Below are 17,062 nucleotides of genomic sequence, written 5' to 3'. Positions count from 1 at the left end.
GGTCCCATGGCACTTGCATCGACCCAAGCCGCCCAGGCCCGGCGGCAGCTCGTCCTCAACCTGTTCATCTATCCCGGTGGACATCACGAGGCCGGCTGGCGCTATCCCGGCGCACGGCCGGAGCGGCTGCTCGACATCACCTTCTACCAGGACCTTGCCCGCTCGGCCGAGGCGGCGAAGCTCGATGCGGTGTTCTTCGCCGACGGGCCGGCGCAGGTGGACAACATCCGCTACGCCTCGCGCTTCCGCCTCGAGCCGCTCACCTGGCTCTCGGCCATTGCCGCCGCCACCACCCATATCGGCCTCATCGGCACGGCCTCCACCACCTATTACGAGCCCTACAACCTCGCCCGGCTCTATGCCTCGCTGGATCATCTCTCCGGCGGGCGCGCGGGCTGGAACATCGTCACCACCGCCGTGCCCCAGGCGTCCGCCAATTTCGGCCTCGCCGAGACCCCGAGCCATGCCGAGCGCTATGCCCGGGCGGCGGAGTTCGTGGACGTGGTGACCAAGCTCTGGGACAGCTGGGAGGACGACGCCCTCGTCGCCGATCCCGATTCCGGCCTGTTCGCGGATGACACCAAGATCCACCCCATCGAGCATGTGGGCCGGCACTATCGGGTGAAGGGCGCGCTCAACACCCCGCGCATCCCGCAGGGCCGTCCGGTCTATGTGCAGGCGGGCTCCTCCGACGACGGGCGCTCGTTCGCGGCGCGCTATGCGGAAGCCATCTTCACCGCCCACCAGACGGTGGAGAGCGCCAAGGCTTTCTATGCCGACATCAAGAGGCAGGCGGCGGGCCTCGGGCGCAATCCGGACCATGTGAAGATCCTGCCCGGCATCAGCCCCTATATCGGCTCGACGGAAGCCGAGGCGCGCCAGCTGCACGAGGCGTTCAGCGACCTCATCCAGCCGGAATATTCCATCTCGCAATTGAAGCAGATCACCGGCGTGGACTTCTCCGGCCATCCCCTCAATGCGGTGGTGGAGCTGGACGCCTTCAAGGATGCCGGGCCGGCCAAGCTCGTGGCCAGCCGCTTCCAGCTGGTGGTGGACATCGTGCGGCGGGAAAAGCCGACGCTGCGCCAGCTCATCGACCGGCTCGCCGGCGCGCGCGGCCATTACGTGGTGGTGGGCACGCCGGAGAAGATCGCCGACGAGATCCAGCATTGGTTCGAGAGCGGCGCGGCGGATGGCTTCAACGTGATGCCGCCCTGGTATGCCGCCGGCTTCGACCTGTTCGCCTCGCAGGTGGTGCCGATCCTGCGCAAGCGCGGGCTCTTCCGTGAGGACTATACCGGCCGGACGCTGCGCGAGCATTACGGCCTGCCGCGGCCGCAGAGCCAGTTCGCCGAGGCGGCGCGCGCCACCGCCTGAGCATTCCCCATCCCTTCGTGCCGCCGCTCCCCAGGCGGCGACACGGATCCGGCCCCTTTCCCGGTCGCTCGGGGAAGGGGCCGGGGCTATTTCCGTCCTCCCGCGAGGTATGCCATGTCCGCTCTCGTGTCCGCTGTCCCCGCCGCCGCTCCCCTCCTGCGCGGCCCGCTCGACTTTCCCGACAGCCCGCTCTCCCGCTCCGCCCGCCAGCCGCTGATGCTGGGGCTGTTCCTGAACCTTCAGGACATCCATTTCTCCGACCATCCCACCAGCAACAGCTGGACCTACGATTACAATTCCGCCCTGGTGGAGAAGGCCGACGCGCTGGGCTTCGACATCGCCTTCTCGCGCACCCAGTGGCTGCCCAAGGGCGGCTATGACGGGGAGGCCTCGCTGGACAGCTTCGTGGCCTTGGGCGCCATGGCGGCGACGACGAAGAACATCCTCCTCATCTCCACTTTGCATGTGCTCTACGGCCCGTGGCACCCGCTGCACATCGCCAAGATCGGCGCCACCTTCGACCACATCTCCAAGGGGCGCTGGGGCATCAACATCGTCACCGGCCACCGCGCCATCGAGCACGAGATGTTCGGCTGGAACCGCATCGAGCATGACCGCCGCTACGACATGACGGGCGAGCTGTTCGACGTGCTCCACCGCCTGTGGAGCGACACCGAGAACTATTCCGTCGAAGGCCGGCTGAACCCGTGGAAGATCGTCAACGGCTACATCACGCCGAAGCCGCTCCATGGCCGGCCCATCCTCGTCACCGCGACGGGCTCGGAGGCCGGCATCGACTTCGCGGCGGGACATTCGGACCTGCTGTTCATCACCTCGCCGGGCGGCGCGCACATCGACAGCGCGCTGGAGACGCTGCCCGCCCACATCGCCGCCATCAAGGGGCGGGCGCGGGCGAAGGGGCGGGAGGTGAAGGCCATCATCAACCCCATCATCGTCAGCCGCCCCACCTCGGCCGAGGCGCACGATTATGCCCGCGCCATCGCCGCCGGCGTGCCGGCGCCGACCCACACCTCCTTCGGCCATCGCGGCTATGACAGCGATGCGGTGGCCTGGCTCGGCCGGCGCGATGCGACGCACAAGCAGGGGCTCAATCTCGGCGGCAACATCGAGATCATCGGCTCGCCGGAAGAAGTGGTGGACCAGCTCGCGGCACTGAAGCGCACCGGCATCGACGGCGTTCAGCTCAACTTCTATGACTTCGCCGCCGACCTCGACCATTTCGCCACGGATATCCTGCCGTTGCTGAAGCAGGCCGGCCTGAGGCTCTGACATCCGTTCCGTCCACTTAAGGATTGCCCCATGACCGTTGCCGTTGCCCCCCGCCAGAGCGAGCATCCCGTGGAGCCGCTGTTTCTGGAGCGCTGGTCGCCCCGCGCCTTTACTGGCGAGGAGATTCCGCAGGCCGAACTCAATTCCATCTTCGAGGCGGCGCGCTGGGCGCCCTCCAGCTTCAATTCCCAGCCCTGGCGCTTCCTCTATGCCCGCCGGGGCACGCCCGCGTTCGATACCTTCCTGAGCCTGCTCGTGCCGTTCAACCAGCAGTGGGCTCAGAATGCGGCGGTGCTCGTCTTCGTCGTGTCGGCCCGCAGCTTCGTGCGGCCGGGGACGAGCGAGCCGGTGCCGGCGCGCAGCCATTCCTTCGATGCGGGCGCCGCCTGGGCGAACCTCGCCTTGCAGGCGACGAAGCTCGGCTGGCATGCCCACGGCATGGGCGGCTTCGACGGGGAGAAGGCCCGCACGGAGCTGAAGGTGCCGGACGATTACGAGGTGGAGATCGCCGTCGCGCTGGGCCGTCGCGGCGACACGTCCCTGCTGCCGGAGAGCTTCCACAAGGGCGAGACGCCGAGCGGCCGCCGCCCGCTGGCCGAGACCGTGTTCGAGGGCGCCTTCCCGGCGGCATGACCCTTAAAAGCAATGGCCCCGCCGGTGCGGCGGGGCCATCGTCTGGCAGCAAAAGAGCCGATCAGAAGAAGCCTTTGGCCGGCAGCGGCGTGCCCTTCACCAGCAGTTCGCCGATGGCCTTCGCCTTGTAGCTCGACGGGTTGTGCGAGGCGATGGTGCGGGCGTTGCGCCAGTGGCGGTCGAGGTTGACGGCCCGCTCGGTGGCTGAGGCGCCGCCGGTCTCGAACAGCAGCGAGCCGGACCTCAGCGCGAGATCATCCACCACCAGCTTGGCCTGCGCCGCTGCCTTCGCCGCCTCGGCGGCGAGCGCCTGCGCGTCCTCGCCGCGATCGCGGGCGTCGCTCGCGCGGTCGAGGGTTTCGGCGGCGGCGAGGATCACCGCCTCGGCGGCAAAGGCATTGGCCGCGAGCTGGCCCACGGCCTGCTGCAGGAAGGGGTCGTCGGCGGGGGTGGGCACCGGCGCATAATAGAAGCTGCGCTTGCGCCGCTTCACCAGCGCGATGGCATCCTCCAGCGCGCCGCGCGTGATGCCGGCCACCACTGTGGTGAGGAAGAGCTGCGCCTGCGTGTTGGAATAAGCGAGGCCGTAGCCGCGATCGGGGCTGTCGAACACCGCCTCGTCCGCCTCCACCCGCACATTGTGGTAGCGCGTGGTGCCCGAGGCGGTGAGGCGCTGGCCGGCGCCGTCCCAGTCGTCCAGGATCTCGATGCCCTCGCGCCGTGTGGGGATGATGACCGCCGCCACCCGCCCGTCCGCCGTTGCCGCGCGGATCAGCATGGTTTCGGCGAACAGCGTGCCCGTGCTGTAATATTTCACACCATTCAGGCGGAAGCCGTCGCCCTCGGGATCGAGCCGGGTGTCGGGCGCGAAGCCGCCGGCCGGCTTGTCGCCGGATTCGGTGGAGGCGAGGCCGAAGATGGCGCCCGCCGCCACCTCCGCTTGCCAGGCCTTGCTCTTCGCATCATAGGGCAGGCGGGCATATTGTTCGGCCACGGTGAAGTGGTTGCGGAAGATGTGCGCCACGTTTGCGTCGGCCGCCGCGAGGTCCAGCGCCAGCTTGTAGGTCTGGCGGAACGTGGCGCCCGCCCCGCCGTCCACCTGCGCGAGCCTTAGCGCGCCGAAGCCCGCCTCCTTCAGCAGTCCGATCGCCTCGAACGGGAGCACGCGGTCGCGCTCCCGTTCGCTGGAGCCGGCGCCGATCTGTTTGAACAGCGCGCGCCAGTCGGCTGGGTCGGCCGAGCGCCGGCTGGCGGGCGCGCCGGCGGTCTCGGTGGGCAAGGGGATGACGGGCTTGCTCATGGCAATCCTCGGGGTGTGACGCGTGCGGCAATCAGTATTGGGCGAGGTGATCGGCGACGATGATCTTCTCGGGCAGGATCTTGCGCGCTGCGAGCCAGTCCGCCGCCGTCTGCAACTGGGCGATGAAGGCCTTGTCGGTGACGGGGATCAGCGTGTAATGGCGCTTGCGTTCGATGAACTGGTCGCGGATGATCTCGCTGTAGCCGGCGCGCTTCTGCACGATGGCCTCGGCCTCCACCACGTTGGCGTTGGTCCACTTGGCCTCGGCCTCGTATGCGGCCGCCACAGCCTTCACGATCTGCGAATTCTCCGTCGCGAACGTCCGGCGCGTCACGTAGGAACTGTAGTCGATGAAGAAATCGAGGTCGCGACCTTCGAGAAAGACATCATGCGCCTTGTATTCGAGCCGGGCGATATCGACGCCGGGGCTCCACATGGACCACGCGTCCACCTTGCCGGATGCGAGCGCGGGGGCGGCGTCCGGCGGGTTCAGATAGACGAACTTCACTTTTGAACGGTCGATGCCGTGCTTTTCCAGCGCGGCGACCAAAAGGAACTCGCCGAGGCCGGAGCGATTGACCGCCACCGACTTGCCGATGAGGTCCGGCACCGTGTTGATGCCGGAATCGTCCTTGGCGATGATGGCGGTGGTGCGCGGCTCGTAGAGCACGAACTGGGAGAAGACCAGCGGCGAGCCGGCGAGGATGGCGGCGAAGGCCGGGGTGGTGGATCCGCCGAAGCCGAAGTCGGCGCTGCCTCCGGTCACAGCCTGGAGCGTCGGCGCATGGTTGGGGAAGGGGCCGAGCCACTCCACCTTGATGCCCTTGTCCGCCAGCGTCTTCTCAAACACGCCACGCTCCTTGGCGATCAGCGTCAGACCGTGGAAGCCCCAGGTGAGGCGCACCACGTCGGTGTTGCGGGTGTCCTTCTGCGCCGCAGCGGCGAAGGGCAGGAGGCTGCCGGCACCGAGGCCGGCAAGGCCGGTGGCGAGGAACTGGCGGCGGGACGGCGTGAGGAATGCAGGCATAGGGCGTCTCGTTCGGGTTTGGATCAGGCGCTCGGCAGGTCGTTCTCGACCCCGAGTTCGGCGAGGAGGGTGGCGCGGGTGGCGGCGGGCCGTCCGGGCTCTGTCGGGCGATGTTCGGCCGCAATGGCCCCGCCCCGCATGACGAGGATGCGATCGGCCAGCGCGATGGCCTCTTCCACATCATGTGTGACGAGCAGGACGCCCGGCCGGTGGCGGGCGACAAGGTCTTTCACCAGCACGTGCATCCGAATGCGGGTGAGGGCGTCGAGGGCGGCGAAGGGCTCGTCCAGCAGCAGCAATTCCGGCTCCTGCACCAGTGCGCGGGCCAGCGCGACGCGCTGCGCCTGACCGCCGGAGAGATTGCGCGGCCAGTCGTCGAGCCGGCCGCCGAGGCCGACCTCGGCCAATGCTGTGGCCGCCCGCTCCCGGGCGCCCCTCTCGGGCAAGCCCAGCGACACGTTGCGCCACAGGCTGTCCCATGGCAGCAGGCGATGTTCCTGGAAGACAACCGCCGGCTTGCCGGGCGCCTCGATCCGCCCGCCGTCGATGGGGTCGAGCCCCGCGAGGGCGCGCAGCAGGGTGGTCTTGCCGCAGCCGCTCTCGCCCAGAAGGGCGACGAATTCGCCGCGGGGGATGGTGAGGTCGAGGCGATCGATGACCACCCGATCCCCATAGGCCCGGGTGAGGCCGGCGACCCGCACGGCGGGGGCGACCTGCGCAAGCCACGGCGCACTCATCGTCCCGCGCCCCCGAAATTGGGATGCCAGGCCAGCAACCGGCGTTCCAGCAGGCGCGCCACGGAATCCGCTGCCACGCCGATGAGGGCGTAGATGACGATGGTGAGCACCACCACGTCGGTGCGCAGGAACTCGCGCGCATCCATGGCGAGGAAGCCGATGCCCGCCTGGGCTCCGATGGTCTCCGCCACCACCAGCGCCAGCCATGCGGTGGCCAGCGAATAGCGCACGCCGGTCAGGATGGAGGGCAGGGCGCCGGGAAGGATGATCCGGGTGATCATCTGGCGCGTGGAGAGCCCCTGGACGCGGCCGAGTTCCATGAGCTTGGGATCCACCTGCCGGATGCCGAGGGTGGTGTTGATGTAGATGGGGAAGGCGACACCCAGGGCCACCAGGAAGATCTTCTGTGCCTCGCCGACGCCGAACCACACGATCACAAGCGGCAGCAGCGCGAGGAAGGGAATGGCGCGCACCATCTGCACGCTGCGATCCACGAGTGCTTCGGCGAGGCGCGAGAAGCCGACGAGGATGCCGAGCGCGAAGGCGATGGCTCCGCCGATGATGAAGCCTGTCGCCGCGCGCAGCAGGCTGGTTCCGAGGTCTTCCAGCAGCGAGCCCGTGGTGGCCAGCTTGAAGGCCGTGCGCACCACCTTGCTGGGCGCGGGCAGCACCTGCGGCGTCACGAAACCGGTCTGGGCCAGGACCTCCCAGATCACCACCAGCAGCATCGGTGCAATCCAGGAGAGGATGATGAACAAGCGGGGGCTGACGACCGCGGGCCGGCGGCGTGTGCGGGGTTGCGCCCGGTCTGCGGCGAGGGCAGGGAGCGGAAGGCTTGCGGTGTGATCTGCATGTGTCATCGGATGTCCGGCTCCCTCAGCCGATGCGCGTGGCGCGCGGGCTGGCGACCGCGGCCGTCGTGCCGGTCGCGGGGCGGCCGAGCCGCGGGAAGATATGCTCGGCAAAGCGCCGGAGCTCAGAGCGCAGGGGCTGGAACTGGAGCATGAACAGCTCGATTCCGGCGCCGTGGAACACCTTGATCCGCTCCGCCACCTGATCGTAGCTCCCGACAAGTCCGGCGGCCGTGCCGCCATTGGTCCCGACGCGGACAGACTTGGCGAAGGTGCGGATCATCACCACGTTGGGATCGGTCCGTGCGGCCTGCTCCTGCTTGGCGGGCGCGTCCTTGGCGGCGAGGGCGAGCAGGCGGTGATATTCGTCCTCCGCTTCCTGCTGGCTTTCGCGGGCGATGACGAAGGCCGCGAGGCCATAGGCGAGGGGCGCGCCGCGCCGGGGACGGGCGGCGAGATCGGCGATCATGGCCTTCACGTCCTCAAGGGGCTGGCCATTGATGAAGAACACGTCCGAATGGTCCGCCGCGAGGGCGCGCGCCGGCTCGGATTCGCCGCCGAGATAGATGCGGGGGCGGGCGCGCACGGGACTGGCTGGAGACAGCTTGTAATCGCTGATGTGGAAGCTCTCGCCCGCATGGGTGACGCTCTCGCCGGAGACGAGGCGTTCCACCACGCTGAGCCATTCGCGCCCATAGGCATAACGCGCGTCATGGTCACCGAAGGGAATGCCCGCCTTCTCGAATTCCGCACGATTCCAGGCATTCACCAGATTGAAGGCAAACCGGCCGTTCGAGATGTTCTCGATCTGGAGCGCCATCTTCGCCAGCACCACGGGGTGATACAGATAGGGCTTGATGGCGGCGATGATCTCGATGCGCCTCGTCAGTGCCGCAAGGGCCGCTGCGGCCGTCCAGGCCTCGATCTGGTCTTTCTCGGGCAGATGCGGGTTGACTGTGTGCTGAGCGACGAGCGTGGCGTCATAGCCCAAGGCTTCGGCGTCAAGCACGGTATCCCGGTTATGCTGCCATGAGGCATCGAAAGGTTCGGCCGGGTCCTGCCAAGCGGCGCGCGGGCCGTGGACGGGAGCCCAAACGCCAATGCGGAGAGGGGAAATCGGCATGTCTCACCTTAAATCTATCAAATTTATAGAATAAGTATTTTTATCGTGTGTCAAGCCGCATTTGCGTTTCCGGACAAGGGTTGACCGGCTTGGGAAATTGTCGAAAGACGGAACAAATCGCGAATGCGCGGGCGGCCGCTTCAGAGGAGCGCCAACTGCCGTACGGGTTTCAAGTTTTAACAACGAAGAAATGTGGTAGGCCGGAGTTCGGGATATGGGGCGCCAGAAGGCTTCCGAATTTTCCAGTGGATCCACGTGTGGCCGAGCGGCGCTCGGGTGCATGAAACGAGAGCCCGCGCGAGGTCATTTATGCTGACGAAGAAGGGAAAGTACGGGCTGAAGGCGGCCGTTTATCTTGCGCGCCTGCCTTCCGGAGCGTCGATACAGGTGGCAGAGATTGCCGAAGCCAACCATATTCCGAAGAAATTTCTGGACGTGATCCTCAACGAGCTTCGCAACGGCGGATTTCTGGCCTCAAAGAAGGGGAAACTCGGCGGGTACCGCCTCGGCAAGCCGGCGGAAGACATCGTGGTGGGCGAAATGATCCGCACCCTGGACGGGCCGCTAGCGCCTATTCCGTGTGCCAGCCGCAATGCCTATGTTGCCTGCGACGATTGCGATGTGGCCAAGTGTGAGGTCCGCCGCCTTATGGTGCGCGTCCGCGATGCAATCGGAACTGTCCTCGATACTTATACGCTTGCCGAGATGCGGGACCTCACTGACGACACCTTGGCAATGTTCGTGGACTATATTTGAGCGGCCACTTTCCGTGCGGGCGACAACACATCGCTGGAATTAACCCGCACCTGAAAGTGGCTCACCGTGAAATCGTGGATGGTTTCGCCGAACGCAGGGTCGTCGTGCCCCTCGCCGTCCCGCCGTGATCGACCAGCGCGGAACATCTCCAGAGATACCACTCAATGCCGGTCGGCCATTCTGGTCAGAATGGTCGACCGCGCCAAATGCCGACACGCCCTGAATCCGTGAACCAAGCGAGGTAACCCACGCAGCCTCGGCCTGAGAAATCCACTCCCGATATTAGTATATTAAATCAATTGACATTATCTAAAATTGCCCGTCATTTTTGCGGAAATGACGGAGCCCCCCATGAGTGCGCCTAATGAACGGCTTGGCTGCCCCGACTTCTTCTGGTTCATCCCGACCCATGGCGACGGCGCCTATCTCGGCTCGGAGACGCAGCAGCGCCCGCCGGAATTCGCTTATTTCCGAGAGGTGGCGCAGGCGGTGGACCGGCTCGGATTCAAGGGCGTCCTGCTGCCCACGGGCCAGAGCTGCGAGGACAGCTGGATCACCGCCGCCGGCCTTGCCACCGCCACCGGGCGCCTGCGATTCCTGGTGGCCCTGCGTCCGGGCGTGACGTCCCCGGCCTTCGCCGCGCGCCAGGCCGCGGCGCTCGACCGGCTCAGCGACGGGCGGCTGCTGCTGAACGTGGTGGTGGGCGGCCATCCCGCTGAGCTCGGTGCCGACGGCATCTTCCTTGACCATGACGCGCGCTATGCCCAGGCCGACGAGTTCCTGGCCATCTGGCGGGATCTCGTCGCCGGCAAGACGGTGGACTTCGAGGGCAAGTATTATCGCGTGGCGCACGGCCGGCTCGACTTCCCGGTGGTGCAGCAGCCCCATCCGCCGCTGTGGTTCGGCGGATCCTCGGAGGCCGGCCACGAGGTCGCCGCCGAGCACACCAGCGTCTATCTCTCCTGGGGGGAGCCGCCCCACATCCTGAAGGACAAGCTGGCGGACGTGCAGGCGCGCGCGGCCAAGCGCGGGCGCAAGCTGAAGTTCGGCCTGCGCATCCATTTCATCGTGCGCGAGACCGAGGCCGAGGCCTGGGCGGCGGCCGACCGGCTCATTTCCCGCGTTTCCGACGCGCAGATCGAAAATGCGCAGAAGCGCTTCAAGGTGGAAATGGATTCCGTCGGCCAGGCGCGCATGGCCGCCCTTCAGCCGGGAGATCGCACCAAGCTCGAGATCGCGCCCAACCTCTGGGCCGGCATCGGCATGGTGCGGCGCGGCGCCGGAACCGCGCTGGTGGGGGATCCGAAGAGCGTCGCCGCGCGCATCCGCGAGTATCAGGACATCGGCATCGAGACCTTCATCGGCTCGGGCTATCCGCATCTGGAAGAGGCCTACCGCGTCGCCGAGCTGCTGTTCCCGGAACTTGGCATCGACGGCCGCCGCCGCAAGGTTTCCGACAATATCGTCAATGAGTTCGCCGTGGGCTCCCACAGCGTGGACCGGCGCCTCGCCGCCGTTTCCTGAGCTCGAGCAGAGGACGCATCCATGACCACCCGCCGCACATTCTCCCGTCTCGCCGCCCTGATCCTTGCGCTTGGGCCATCTTTCGCCGCTCCGCCGGCTCAGGCCGAGGGCACGCTGCGCATCTCCCAGCAGTTCGGCACCCTCTACACGCCCTTTCATGTGATGAAGGAGAAGGGGCTGATCGAGAAGCACGGCAAGGCGCTCGGCATCGACATCACCGTGGACTGGACGCGCCTGTCCGGCGGTTCGGCGGTCAACGATGCTCTGCTGGCCGGCAACATCGACATCGCCTCTGCCGGCATCGGGCCGTTCCTGACCCTGTGGGACAAGACGCGCGGCACGGCCAATGAGGTGAAGATCGCGGGCGCGTTCGGGGCGCAGCCGAACTTCCTGCTTACCAACAATCCCAATGTGAAGACCATCAAGGACTTCACCGACAAGGACCGCATCGCCATGCCGGTGGCCGGCGTGTCGGTGCAGGCGCGCATCCTTCAGCTTGCGGCCGAGGAGACCTTCGGCCCCGGCAATGCGAAGAAGCTGGATCCGCTGATGGTGACGCTGCCGCATCCCGACGCCACCGCGGCCCTGCTCTCCGGCTCCACCGAGATCACCGGCTATCTCTCCAACGCACCGTTCCAGAACCATGCGCTGAAGGATCCCAGGATTCACAAGGTCTTCTCCTCCTACGAGATCTTCGGCGGCCCGCTGACCCCTACTGTGGCCTACGCCAAGGTGAAGTTCCGCGAGGACAATCCGAAAACCTACAAGGCCTTCCTCGATGCGTTCGAGGAGGCGACCAAATGGGTCGACCAGAACCGCGCGGAGGCGGCGCAGATCTATGTGAAGGTGGAGCAGTCCAAGCTTGATCCGGCCTTCGTCACCGAAGTGCTCTCCGACCCCGACACCCAATATACCCTCGTGCCGCTGGGCACTTTGAAGTTCGCGGATTTCATGAACCGGATCGGTGCCATCAAGGCAAAGCCGACGAGCTTCAGGGACTTCACTTTCAAAGACCTGCATTCGGCCTCCGGCAGCTGAGGAGGTGCTCATGACGGTCCTGCCCGTGATCCCACCCGGCGAAGTCCGCAGCGTCGTTCCGGTGCTGGAGGCGCGTGGCCTTACCCTCGAGTATCCGACATCGGCCGGGCGCCTCAGGGTGGTGGAGGATGTGAGCTTCGACGTCGCGGCCGGGGAGCGGCTGGTGCTGCTGGGGCCGTCCGGCTGCGGCAAGTCCTCCATCCTGAAGGCGTTGGCGGGTTTCATTCGGCCGGCGTCAGGGACAGTGAGCATCCGCGGCGCGGCCATCAAGGGACCCGGGCCGGACCGCATCGTCGTGTTTCAGGAATTCGACCAGTTGCTGCCGTGGAAGAGCGTGCGCGACAACGTGGCCTTTCCGTTGCGCGTCGCCCGCAAGGTGCCACTCATGGAGGCGCGCGAGCGGGCGGATGCGGCACTGGTGAAGGTCGGCCTTGCCCGTGCCCTCGATGCCTATCCTCACACCCTGTCCGGCGGCATGAAGCAGCGGGCCGCCATCGCCCGGGCGCTCGCGGCCGAACCCGACGTGCTGTTGATGGACGAGCCCTTCGCCGCCCTCGACGCGCTCACGCGCCGGACGCTGCAGGAAGACCTGCTCAAGCTCGCCGAGGAGCAGGGTTTCACTTTGGTGTTCGTTACCCACGCCATCGACGAGGCGGTGCTGGTGGGCACCCGGCTTCACCTCCTCGCCGCCCATCCGGGCCGGACCATCGCCACCTTCGAGACCGCGGGCCTCGGCCTTGCCGAGCGCGGCACTCCCGCCTTCGAGCAGGTGGTGCGCGACGTTCATGAGCTGCTGTTCGCCGATGGAGGCCACCATGTCTGACGCTGACCTCGCCCGCGCCGGACGGCTCGTCGCCGGCGCGCCGGCCGTATCGCGGCGCCGCTTCGAGCCTTCGGCGGTGCTCGCGGCCCTCTGGCAGGTCACGCTGGTGCGGCGGGCGGTTGTGCTTGCCGGCCTCGCGGCGGCGTGGCAGGTGGCGGCGCTGTGGCAGAACAATCCGCTGCTGTTCCCCACCTTCACCGATACCATTGCCGCGCTGGCCGAGGGGCTGCGCCACGAGGACCTTTTCCCCGCATCGGTCGCCTCCATCACCGTGCTGCTGAAGGGCTATGTGCTCGCCGTGGCGCTGGCGCTCGCCTTCGTCTCGGTGTCGATCGCGGTGCCGTTCGTGAAGGAGGTGCTGCTGACGCTGACCGCCATGTTCAACCCGCTCCCGGCCATCGCCCTCCTGCCACTGGCCATGCTGTGGCTGGGCCTCGGCGAGGCGAGCCTGCTGCTGGTGATGGTGCATGCGGTGTTGTGGCCGTTCGCCCTTGCCGCCCTCACCGGCTTCGAGCAGGTGCCGGAGACCCAGCGCCTCGTGGGGCGAAACTACGGGCTGCGGGGCATCTCCTACATCGCCCTCATCCTGATTCCGGCGGCCCTTCCGTCCCTGCTCTCGGGCCTCAAGATCGCCTGGGCCTTCGCCTGGCGCACGCTGATCGCGGCCGAGCTGGTGTTCGGCGTGTCCTCCCGCTCCGGCGGGCTCGGCTGGTACATCTATCGCAACCGCAACGAGCTGCTCACGGACAAGGTTTTTGCCGGCCTGGTGACAGTCATCCTCATCGGCCTGATGGTGGAGGTGCTGTTCCGGCTGGTGGAGCAGCGCACGGTGCGCCGCTGGGGCCTGCAGCGCTGACCTGCAGCGCTGACTTGGGTGCAGGTCGCGAGGTGGTGCGCGGCGGGTGGAGAAAAGGCGAAACGCGCCCCCCGGTGCTGTTGAAGCGAGCCGGGCGTGGATCGAATGGGGACGCAACTCGCCGGTCCAAGTCGCTCGCCGGCCCAAGTCGCTCGCCGGCCCAAGTCGCTCGCCGGCCCAAGTCGCTCGCCGGCCCACGTCCGCATGCAGTCCGCACCGGTGTCGGTGCGGACTGCATGCGGACTTGGCGCTTCACACCGCAGCGAGGATCCGTCGGCGCAGGTCCGTAGCTTCGGCCCCATCGGCCTCGGTCCGGGGCCGCGGCAGGTCCACGGCGACGTCCAGGGCGATCTCGCCCTGCCGCAGCACCACCACGCGATCCGCCAGCGCGACCGCTTCGGCCACGTCGTGGGTGATGAGCACGACGGTGAAGCCATGCTCCGTCCAGATGCGCTCGGTCAGTCGATGCATCTCGGCCCGCGTCAGGGCATCGAGAGCGCCGAATGGCTCGTCGAGCAGCAGCACGCCGGGCCGGGAGACGAGGGCGCGCGCCAGCGCCACGCGCTGCCTTTGCCCGCCGGAGAGCACGGACGGCCAGTCCCGACCGCGATCGGCCAGGCCCACGTCCTTGAGCGCCGCATAGACCTCTTCACGCCATGACGGGCCGCGGGCGATGCCGACATTGCCCAGCACCCGCTGCCAAGGCGCGAGGCGTGGATCCTGGAACAGCAGGCGCACCTGCGGCATGAGGCCGGCGACGCGGGCCTCGCCCACGAACACGTCGCCGGACGTCGGCGTGTCGAGCCCGCAGATGAGCCGCATCAGCGTGGTCTTGCCGCCGCCGGAGCGGCCGACCACGACGAGGAACTGCCCGGCGGGCACGTCCAGATCGAGCCGGCGCAGCACCGGGCGGGCGCCGAAACTCTTGGTGACGGCGGACAGGCGAAGGGCCTCGCCCTTCCAGCGCCGGGGCGGCTGAGCGGGCGCGGGCGGGCGGAAGGTGGCACGGATGTCCGCCGCGCGCACCTCGGCGGCGATATCGGCATCGCTGGCCGCGAAGATTTCCGTCACGCCACGCCTCCCGCTTCGCTTTGGTAGGCCGGATGCCAGGCGAGGGCGCGCTGCTCGATGGCCCGCGTCAGGCTGTCGGCGAGCTTGCCGAGCAGGGCGTAGGCGAGGACGCCCAGCACCACCACATCGGTCTGCAGGAATTCGCGCGCGTTCATGGTCATGTAGCCGATGCCCTCGGTGGAGGAGATGGTCTCGGCGACGATCAGGGTCAGCCACATGATGCCGAGCGCGTAGCGCAGACCCACCAGCACGGACGGCAGGGCGCCGGGCAGGACGATGCGCCAGAACAGCGCCGCATTGGACAGGCCATAGACCCGCGCCATCTCCACGAGACCCCGGTCCACCGTGCGGATGCCGTGGAAGGTGTTGAGATAGATGGGGAAGGCCACCCCCACCGCGACCAGGAAGATCTTCGCCTCCTCGCCGATGCCGAACCACAGGATGACGAGGGGGATGATGGCGAGATGCGGCACGTTGCGCAGCATCTGCAGCGTCGAATCGAACGCGGTCTCCGCCGGCCGCCACACGCCGTTCACCACGCCCAGCGCGAAGCCGATGCCACCGCCGATGGCGAGGCCGGTCAGCGCCCGGCCGGTGGAGACGGAGATGTTGGTAACGAGCGTACCGTCATTCAGCGTCTGCCAGAAGGCCAGCGCCACGTCGCTCGGCGCCGGCAGGACCCGCGACGACAGGAGGCCGAGGCTGGCCGCCGCCTGCCAGATGGCGAGCACGCCGAGGGGCAGGGCCCAGGGCAGGAGCGCCCGGCCGACGGCGGCGGCCCGCGCGCCGGTCTGGCGGATTTCAATGGTATCCGCAGCGGCGGACGGGACGGCGGCCGACGCCGGCAGGACGGCGGCCTCGCTCCGGGCAGGTGGGCTCACGGATGCCTCCTCACGTCCGCATCACGACTTCGGCGCGCGCAGGGCGTCAGAGATGCGGATCGGCTTCGGGATCAGGCCGAGGGCGAGGAAGGCGTCCGCCACCTGCTGCTGCGCCGCCGCCACCTCGGGGGTGATAGGCTTCACGTCATATTGCTGGCGGGCCAGGGCGACCTCGAGGATGGGCGCGGGAATGCCGATGAGGGGGGAGAATTCGGCGGCGGCGGCCTTGGGGTTAGCCTTCACCCAGGCGCCGATCTCGGCGACGCCGGCGAGCACCGCGTCCACCACCTGCGGCGCCTGGTCCGCAAACGCCTTGGTGGAGAAATAGAACTGGTAGTTGGAGACGATGCCGGTGCCGTCCGCCAGCTGCCGGGCCGCGATGGTCTTCTCCGCCGCCGCCTGGAACGGGTCCCAGATCGCCCACGCGTCCACCGACCCGCGCTCGAACGCGGCGCGGGCGTCGGCTGGGGTGAGGAATGCGGTCTTGACGTCGGCGTAGGAGACGCCCGCCTTCTCCAGCGCCTTCACCAGCAGATAGTGGACGTTGGACCCCTTGTTCAGGGCGATCGTCTTGCCCTTCAGGTCGGCCACCGTCTGCAGCGGGCTGCCCTTGGGCACGAGGATGGCCTCGCCCTGCGGCGCGGCGGGCTCGAAGCCCACATAGACCAGCGGCGCGCCGGCCGCCTGGGCGAAGATGGGCGGGGCCTCGCCGGTGTTGCCGAAGTCGATGGCGCCGGCATTGAGCGCCTCCAGCAGCTGCGGGCCGGCGGGGAACTCAGCCCACTTTACGCTGTAGCCCAGCGGCTTCAGCCGCCCCTCCAGCAGGCCCTTGTTCTTCAGCAGGATGAGGGTGCCGTACTTCTGGTAGCCGATGCGCACCACCTTCTCCTGCGCCAGCGCGGGCACGGCGGTGAGGGCCAGCCCGCTCGCGAGAGCGCCGGCGAGGCCGGCGGAGAGGAGGGCGAAGCGGCGGCGGCTGATGTCGAAGGGCATGGGAGCGTTCCTTGGAGGGCGGATGGGGATCAAAGGGCGAGGCCGCGATAGCTGCCGGCCCAGTAGAGGAGGGGGTCGGCGTTTTCGGTGATGCGCGAGGCCACCACCCGGCCGATGACGATGACGTGGGAGTGCCGCTCGATGGCGTCCTCCAGCTCGCAGTCGAAGGCGGCGAGCGCGTCCGCAAGCACGGGCGCGCCGGTCGCAAGCCGCGTCCAGTCGGCGCCCTCGTAGCGGGCGGGGCCCTTGAGCCCGCCCTTGCCGGCGAAGCGGTCCGCCACCGGCTCGTGGTGCGGGCGCAGCACGTTGATGGCGAAGGTCCGCTCTGCCAGCAGAGGCGCGAAGGACGAGGCCCCACGGTTCACGCAGATGAGCAGGGTCGGCGGCTCCACCGACAGGGAGGAAACGGAGGTGGCGGTGAGCCCTGTGCGCGCCTCGCCCTGGCCGACGGTGAGCACGCTGACCGCGCCGGCGAGCTTGCGCATGGCGGCGCGGAAGACGAGCGAAGCCCCCGGCTCCTCGCCGGCAGGGGAGGGAACGACGGCAGCGGAAGAGACATGAGCGTTCATGGGAAAGCCTTCGCGGGGCGGAGCGCTGGGGCCGGCAGGAGGTCCAGCGTGGGGCGTGGGTGGCGGCTCCGGGACATCGGAGGCGACGGATCGGAGAAAACGATAGACAGGGTGCCGGAACTTAGTCAATAAATTCTATCAAGTTTATATACTGACCTCGGCGCCGGCGTCGCCCGCCGCGCCGGGTTCCCGAGCCGGAGCCTGTCCATGTCC

17 protein-coding genes are annotated in these 17,062 nt (G+C 67.9%); 8 read left to right on the top strand and 9 right to left on the bottom strand.

From position 1 onward, the window contains the following. The first annotated feature begins 6 nt into the window (after window positions 1-6). The 3 genes from ABLE88_RS04555 (at window position 7) to ABLE88_RS04545 (ending at window position 3,300) form a co-directional block, all read left to right on the top strand. Entirely contained in the window at window positions 7-1,377 is a 1,371-nt protein-coding gene (locus ABLE88_RS04555; RefSeq protein WP_348830267.1) for an LLM class flavin-dependent oxidoreductase, read from the top strand. Window positions 1,378-1,491: 114 nt separating this feature from the next. After that, window positions 1,492-2,667: an LLM class flavin-dependent oxidoreductase gene (locus tag ABLE88_RS04550; RefSeq protein ID WP_348830266.1), complete on the top strand. Its 1,176-nt coding sequence runs from the start codon at window positions 1,492-1,494 to the stop codon at window positions 2,665-2,667. A 30-nt stretch (window positions 2,668-2,697) separates the two neighbouring features. After that, window positions 2,698-3,300, top strand: coding sequence for a nitroreductase family protein (locus ABLE88_RS04545; RefSeq protein ID WP_348830265.1), 603 nt, complete (start codon window positions 2,698-2,700; stop codon window positions 3,298-3,300). 61 nt (window positions 3,301-3,361) lie between these two features. Here the strand turns inward: ABLE88_RS04545 and ABLE88_RS04540 are convergent, their stop codons facing one another. From ABLE88_RS04540 to ABLE88_RS04520, 5 genes are read right to left on the bottom strand one after another with little or no spacing between them, the layout of a single operon-like run. Then, window positions 3,362-4,600: an acyl-CoA dehydrogenase family protein gene (locus tag ABLE88_RS04540; protein WP_348830264.1), complete on the bottom strand. Its 1,239-nt coding sequence runs from the start codon at window positions 4,598-4,600 to the stop codon at window positions 3,362-3,364. Window positions 4,601-4,631: 31 nt separating this feature from the next. Then, on the bottom strand, window positions 4,632-5,627 hold the full coding sequence (locus ABLE88_RS04535; RefSeq protein WP_348830263.1) for an NrtA/SsuA/CpmA family ABC transporter substrate-binding protein: 996 nt from the start codon (window positions 5,625-5,627) through the stop codon (window positions 4,632-4,634). 23 nt (window positions 5,628-5,650) lie between these two features. After that, on the bottom strand, window positions 5,651-6,364 hold the full coding sequence (locus ABLE88_RS04530) for an ABC transporter ATP-binding protein (RefSeq protein WP_348830262.1): 714 nt from the start codon (window positions 6,362-6,364) through the stop codon (window positions 5,651-5,653). Further along, a complete protein-coding gene (locus tag ABLE88_RS04525; RefSeq protein WP_510182849.1) occupies window positions 6,361-7,224 on the bottom strand; it encodes an ABC transporter permease subunit in 864 nt (287 codons plus the stop codon). Before ABLE88_RS04525 ends, ABLE88_RS04530 begins: the two co-directional genes overlap by 4 nt. A gap of 16 nt (window positions 7,225-7,240) precedes the next feature. Beyond that, window positions 7,241-8,338, bottom strand: coding sequence for an LLM class flavin-dependent oxidoreductase (locus ABLE88_RS04520; RefSeq protein WP_348830260.1), 1,098 nt, complete (start codon window positions 8,336-8,338; stop codon window positions 7,241-7,243). Between the two features lie 309 nt (window positions 8,339-8,647). Between ABLE88_RS04520 and ABLE88_RS04515 the strand changes: the two genes are divergently transcribed. The 5 genes from ABLE88_RS04515 (at window position 8,648) to ABLE88_RS04495 (ending at window position 13,335) form a co-directional block, all read left to right on the top strand. Continuing rightward, window positions 8,648-9,094, top strand: coding sequence for an RrF2 family transcriptional regulator (locus ABLE88_RS04515; protein WP_348830259.1), 447 nt, complete (start codon window positions 8,648-8,650; stop codon window positions 9,092-9,094). 336 nt (window positions 9,095-9,430) lie between these two features. Continuing rightward, window positions 9,431-10,618, top strand: a complete 1,188-nt coding sequence (gene ssuD, locus ABLE88_RS04510; protein WP_510182848.1) for an FMNH2-dependent alkanesulfonate monooxygenase — start codon at window positions 9,431-9,433, stop codon at window positions 10,616-10,618. 21 nt (window positions 10,619-10,639) lie between these two features. Beyond that, entirely contained in the window at window positions 10,640-11,656 is a 1,017-nt protein-coding gene (locus ABLE88_RS04505; protein WP_348830257.1) for an ABC transporter substrate-binding protein, read from the top strand. A 10-nt stretch (window positions 11,657-11,666) separates the two neighbouring features. Then, window positions 11,667-12,479: an ABC transporter ATP-binding protein gene (locus ABLE88_RS04500; RefSeq protein ID WP_348830256.1), complete on the top strand. Its 813-nt coding sequence runs from the start codon at window positions 11,667-11,669 to the stop codon at window positions 12,477-12,479. Next, window positions 12,472-13,335 carry an ABC transporter permease gene (locus ABLE88_RS04495; protein ID WP_348830255.1) on the top strand — a complete coding sequence of 288 codons (864 nt, stop codon included), beginning with the start codon at window positions 12,472-12,474 and terminating at the stop codon, window positions 13,333-13,335. The genes ABLE88_RS04500 and ABLE88_RS04495 overlap by 8 nt, the downstream gene beginning before the upstream one ends. Window positions 13,336-13,587: 252 nt before the next feature. Here the strand turns inward: ABLE88_RS04495 and ABLE88_RS04490 are convergent, their stop codons facing one another. The 4 genes from ABLE88_RS04490 to ABLE88_RS04475 all read right to left on the bottom strand — a co-directional run bounded on the left by ABLE88_RS04490 (window position 13,588) and on the right by ABLE88_RS04475 (window position 16,849). Then, complete coding sequence (locus ABLE88_RS04490; protein WP_348830254.1) at window positions 13,588-14,406, bottom strand: ATP-binding cassette domain-containing protein; 819 nt, start codon at window positions 14,404-14,406, stop codon at window positions 13,588-13,590. Next, window positions 14,403-15,212: an aliphatic sulfonate ABC transporter permease SsuC gene (gene ssuC / locus ABLE88_RS04485; RefSeq protein WP_510182871.1), complete on the bottom strand. Its 810-nt coding sequence runs from the start codon at window positions 15,210-15,212 to the stop codon at window positions 14,403-14,405. Before ssuC ends, ABLE88_RS04490 begins: the two co-directional genes overlap by 4 nt. Window positions 15,213-15,308: 96 nt before the next feature. Beyond that, window positions 15,309-16,280, bottom strand: a complete 972-nt coding sequence (locus ABLE88_RS04480) for a sulfonate ABC transporter substrate-binding protein (protein WP_348830253.1) — start codon at window positions 16,278-16,280, stop codon at window positions 15,309-15,311. 29 nt (window positions 16,281-16,309) lie between these two features. After that, on the bottom strand, window positions 16,310-16,849 hold the full coding sequence (locus tag ABLE88_RS04475; protein ID WP_348830252.1) for a flavin reductase family protein: 540 nt from the start codon (window positions 16,847-16,849) through the stop codon (window positions 16,310-16,312). Between the last annotated feature and the right edge of the window lie 213 nt (window positions 16,850-17,062).

The organism is Xanthobacter luteus (genome assembly GCF_040049235.1).
Taxonomy (GTDB): Bacteria; Pseudomonadota; Alphaproteobacteria; order Rhizobiales; family Xanthobacteraceae; genus Xanthobacter.
The sequence above is the reverse complement of the archived record's forward strand: the minus strand, read 5'-3'. Positions and strand labels throughout refer to the sequence as shown.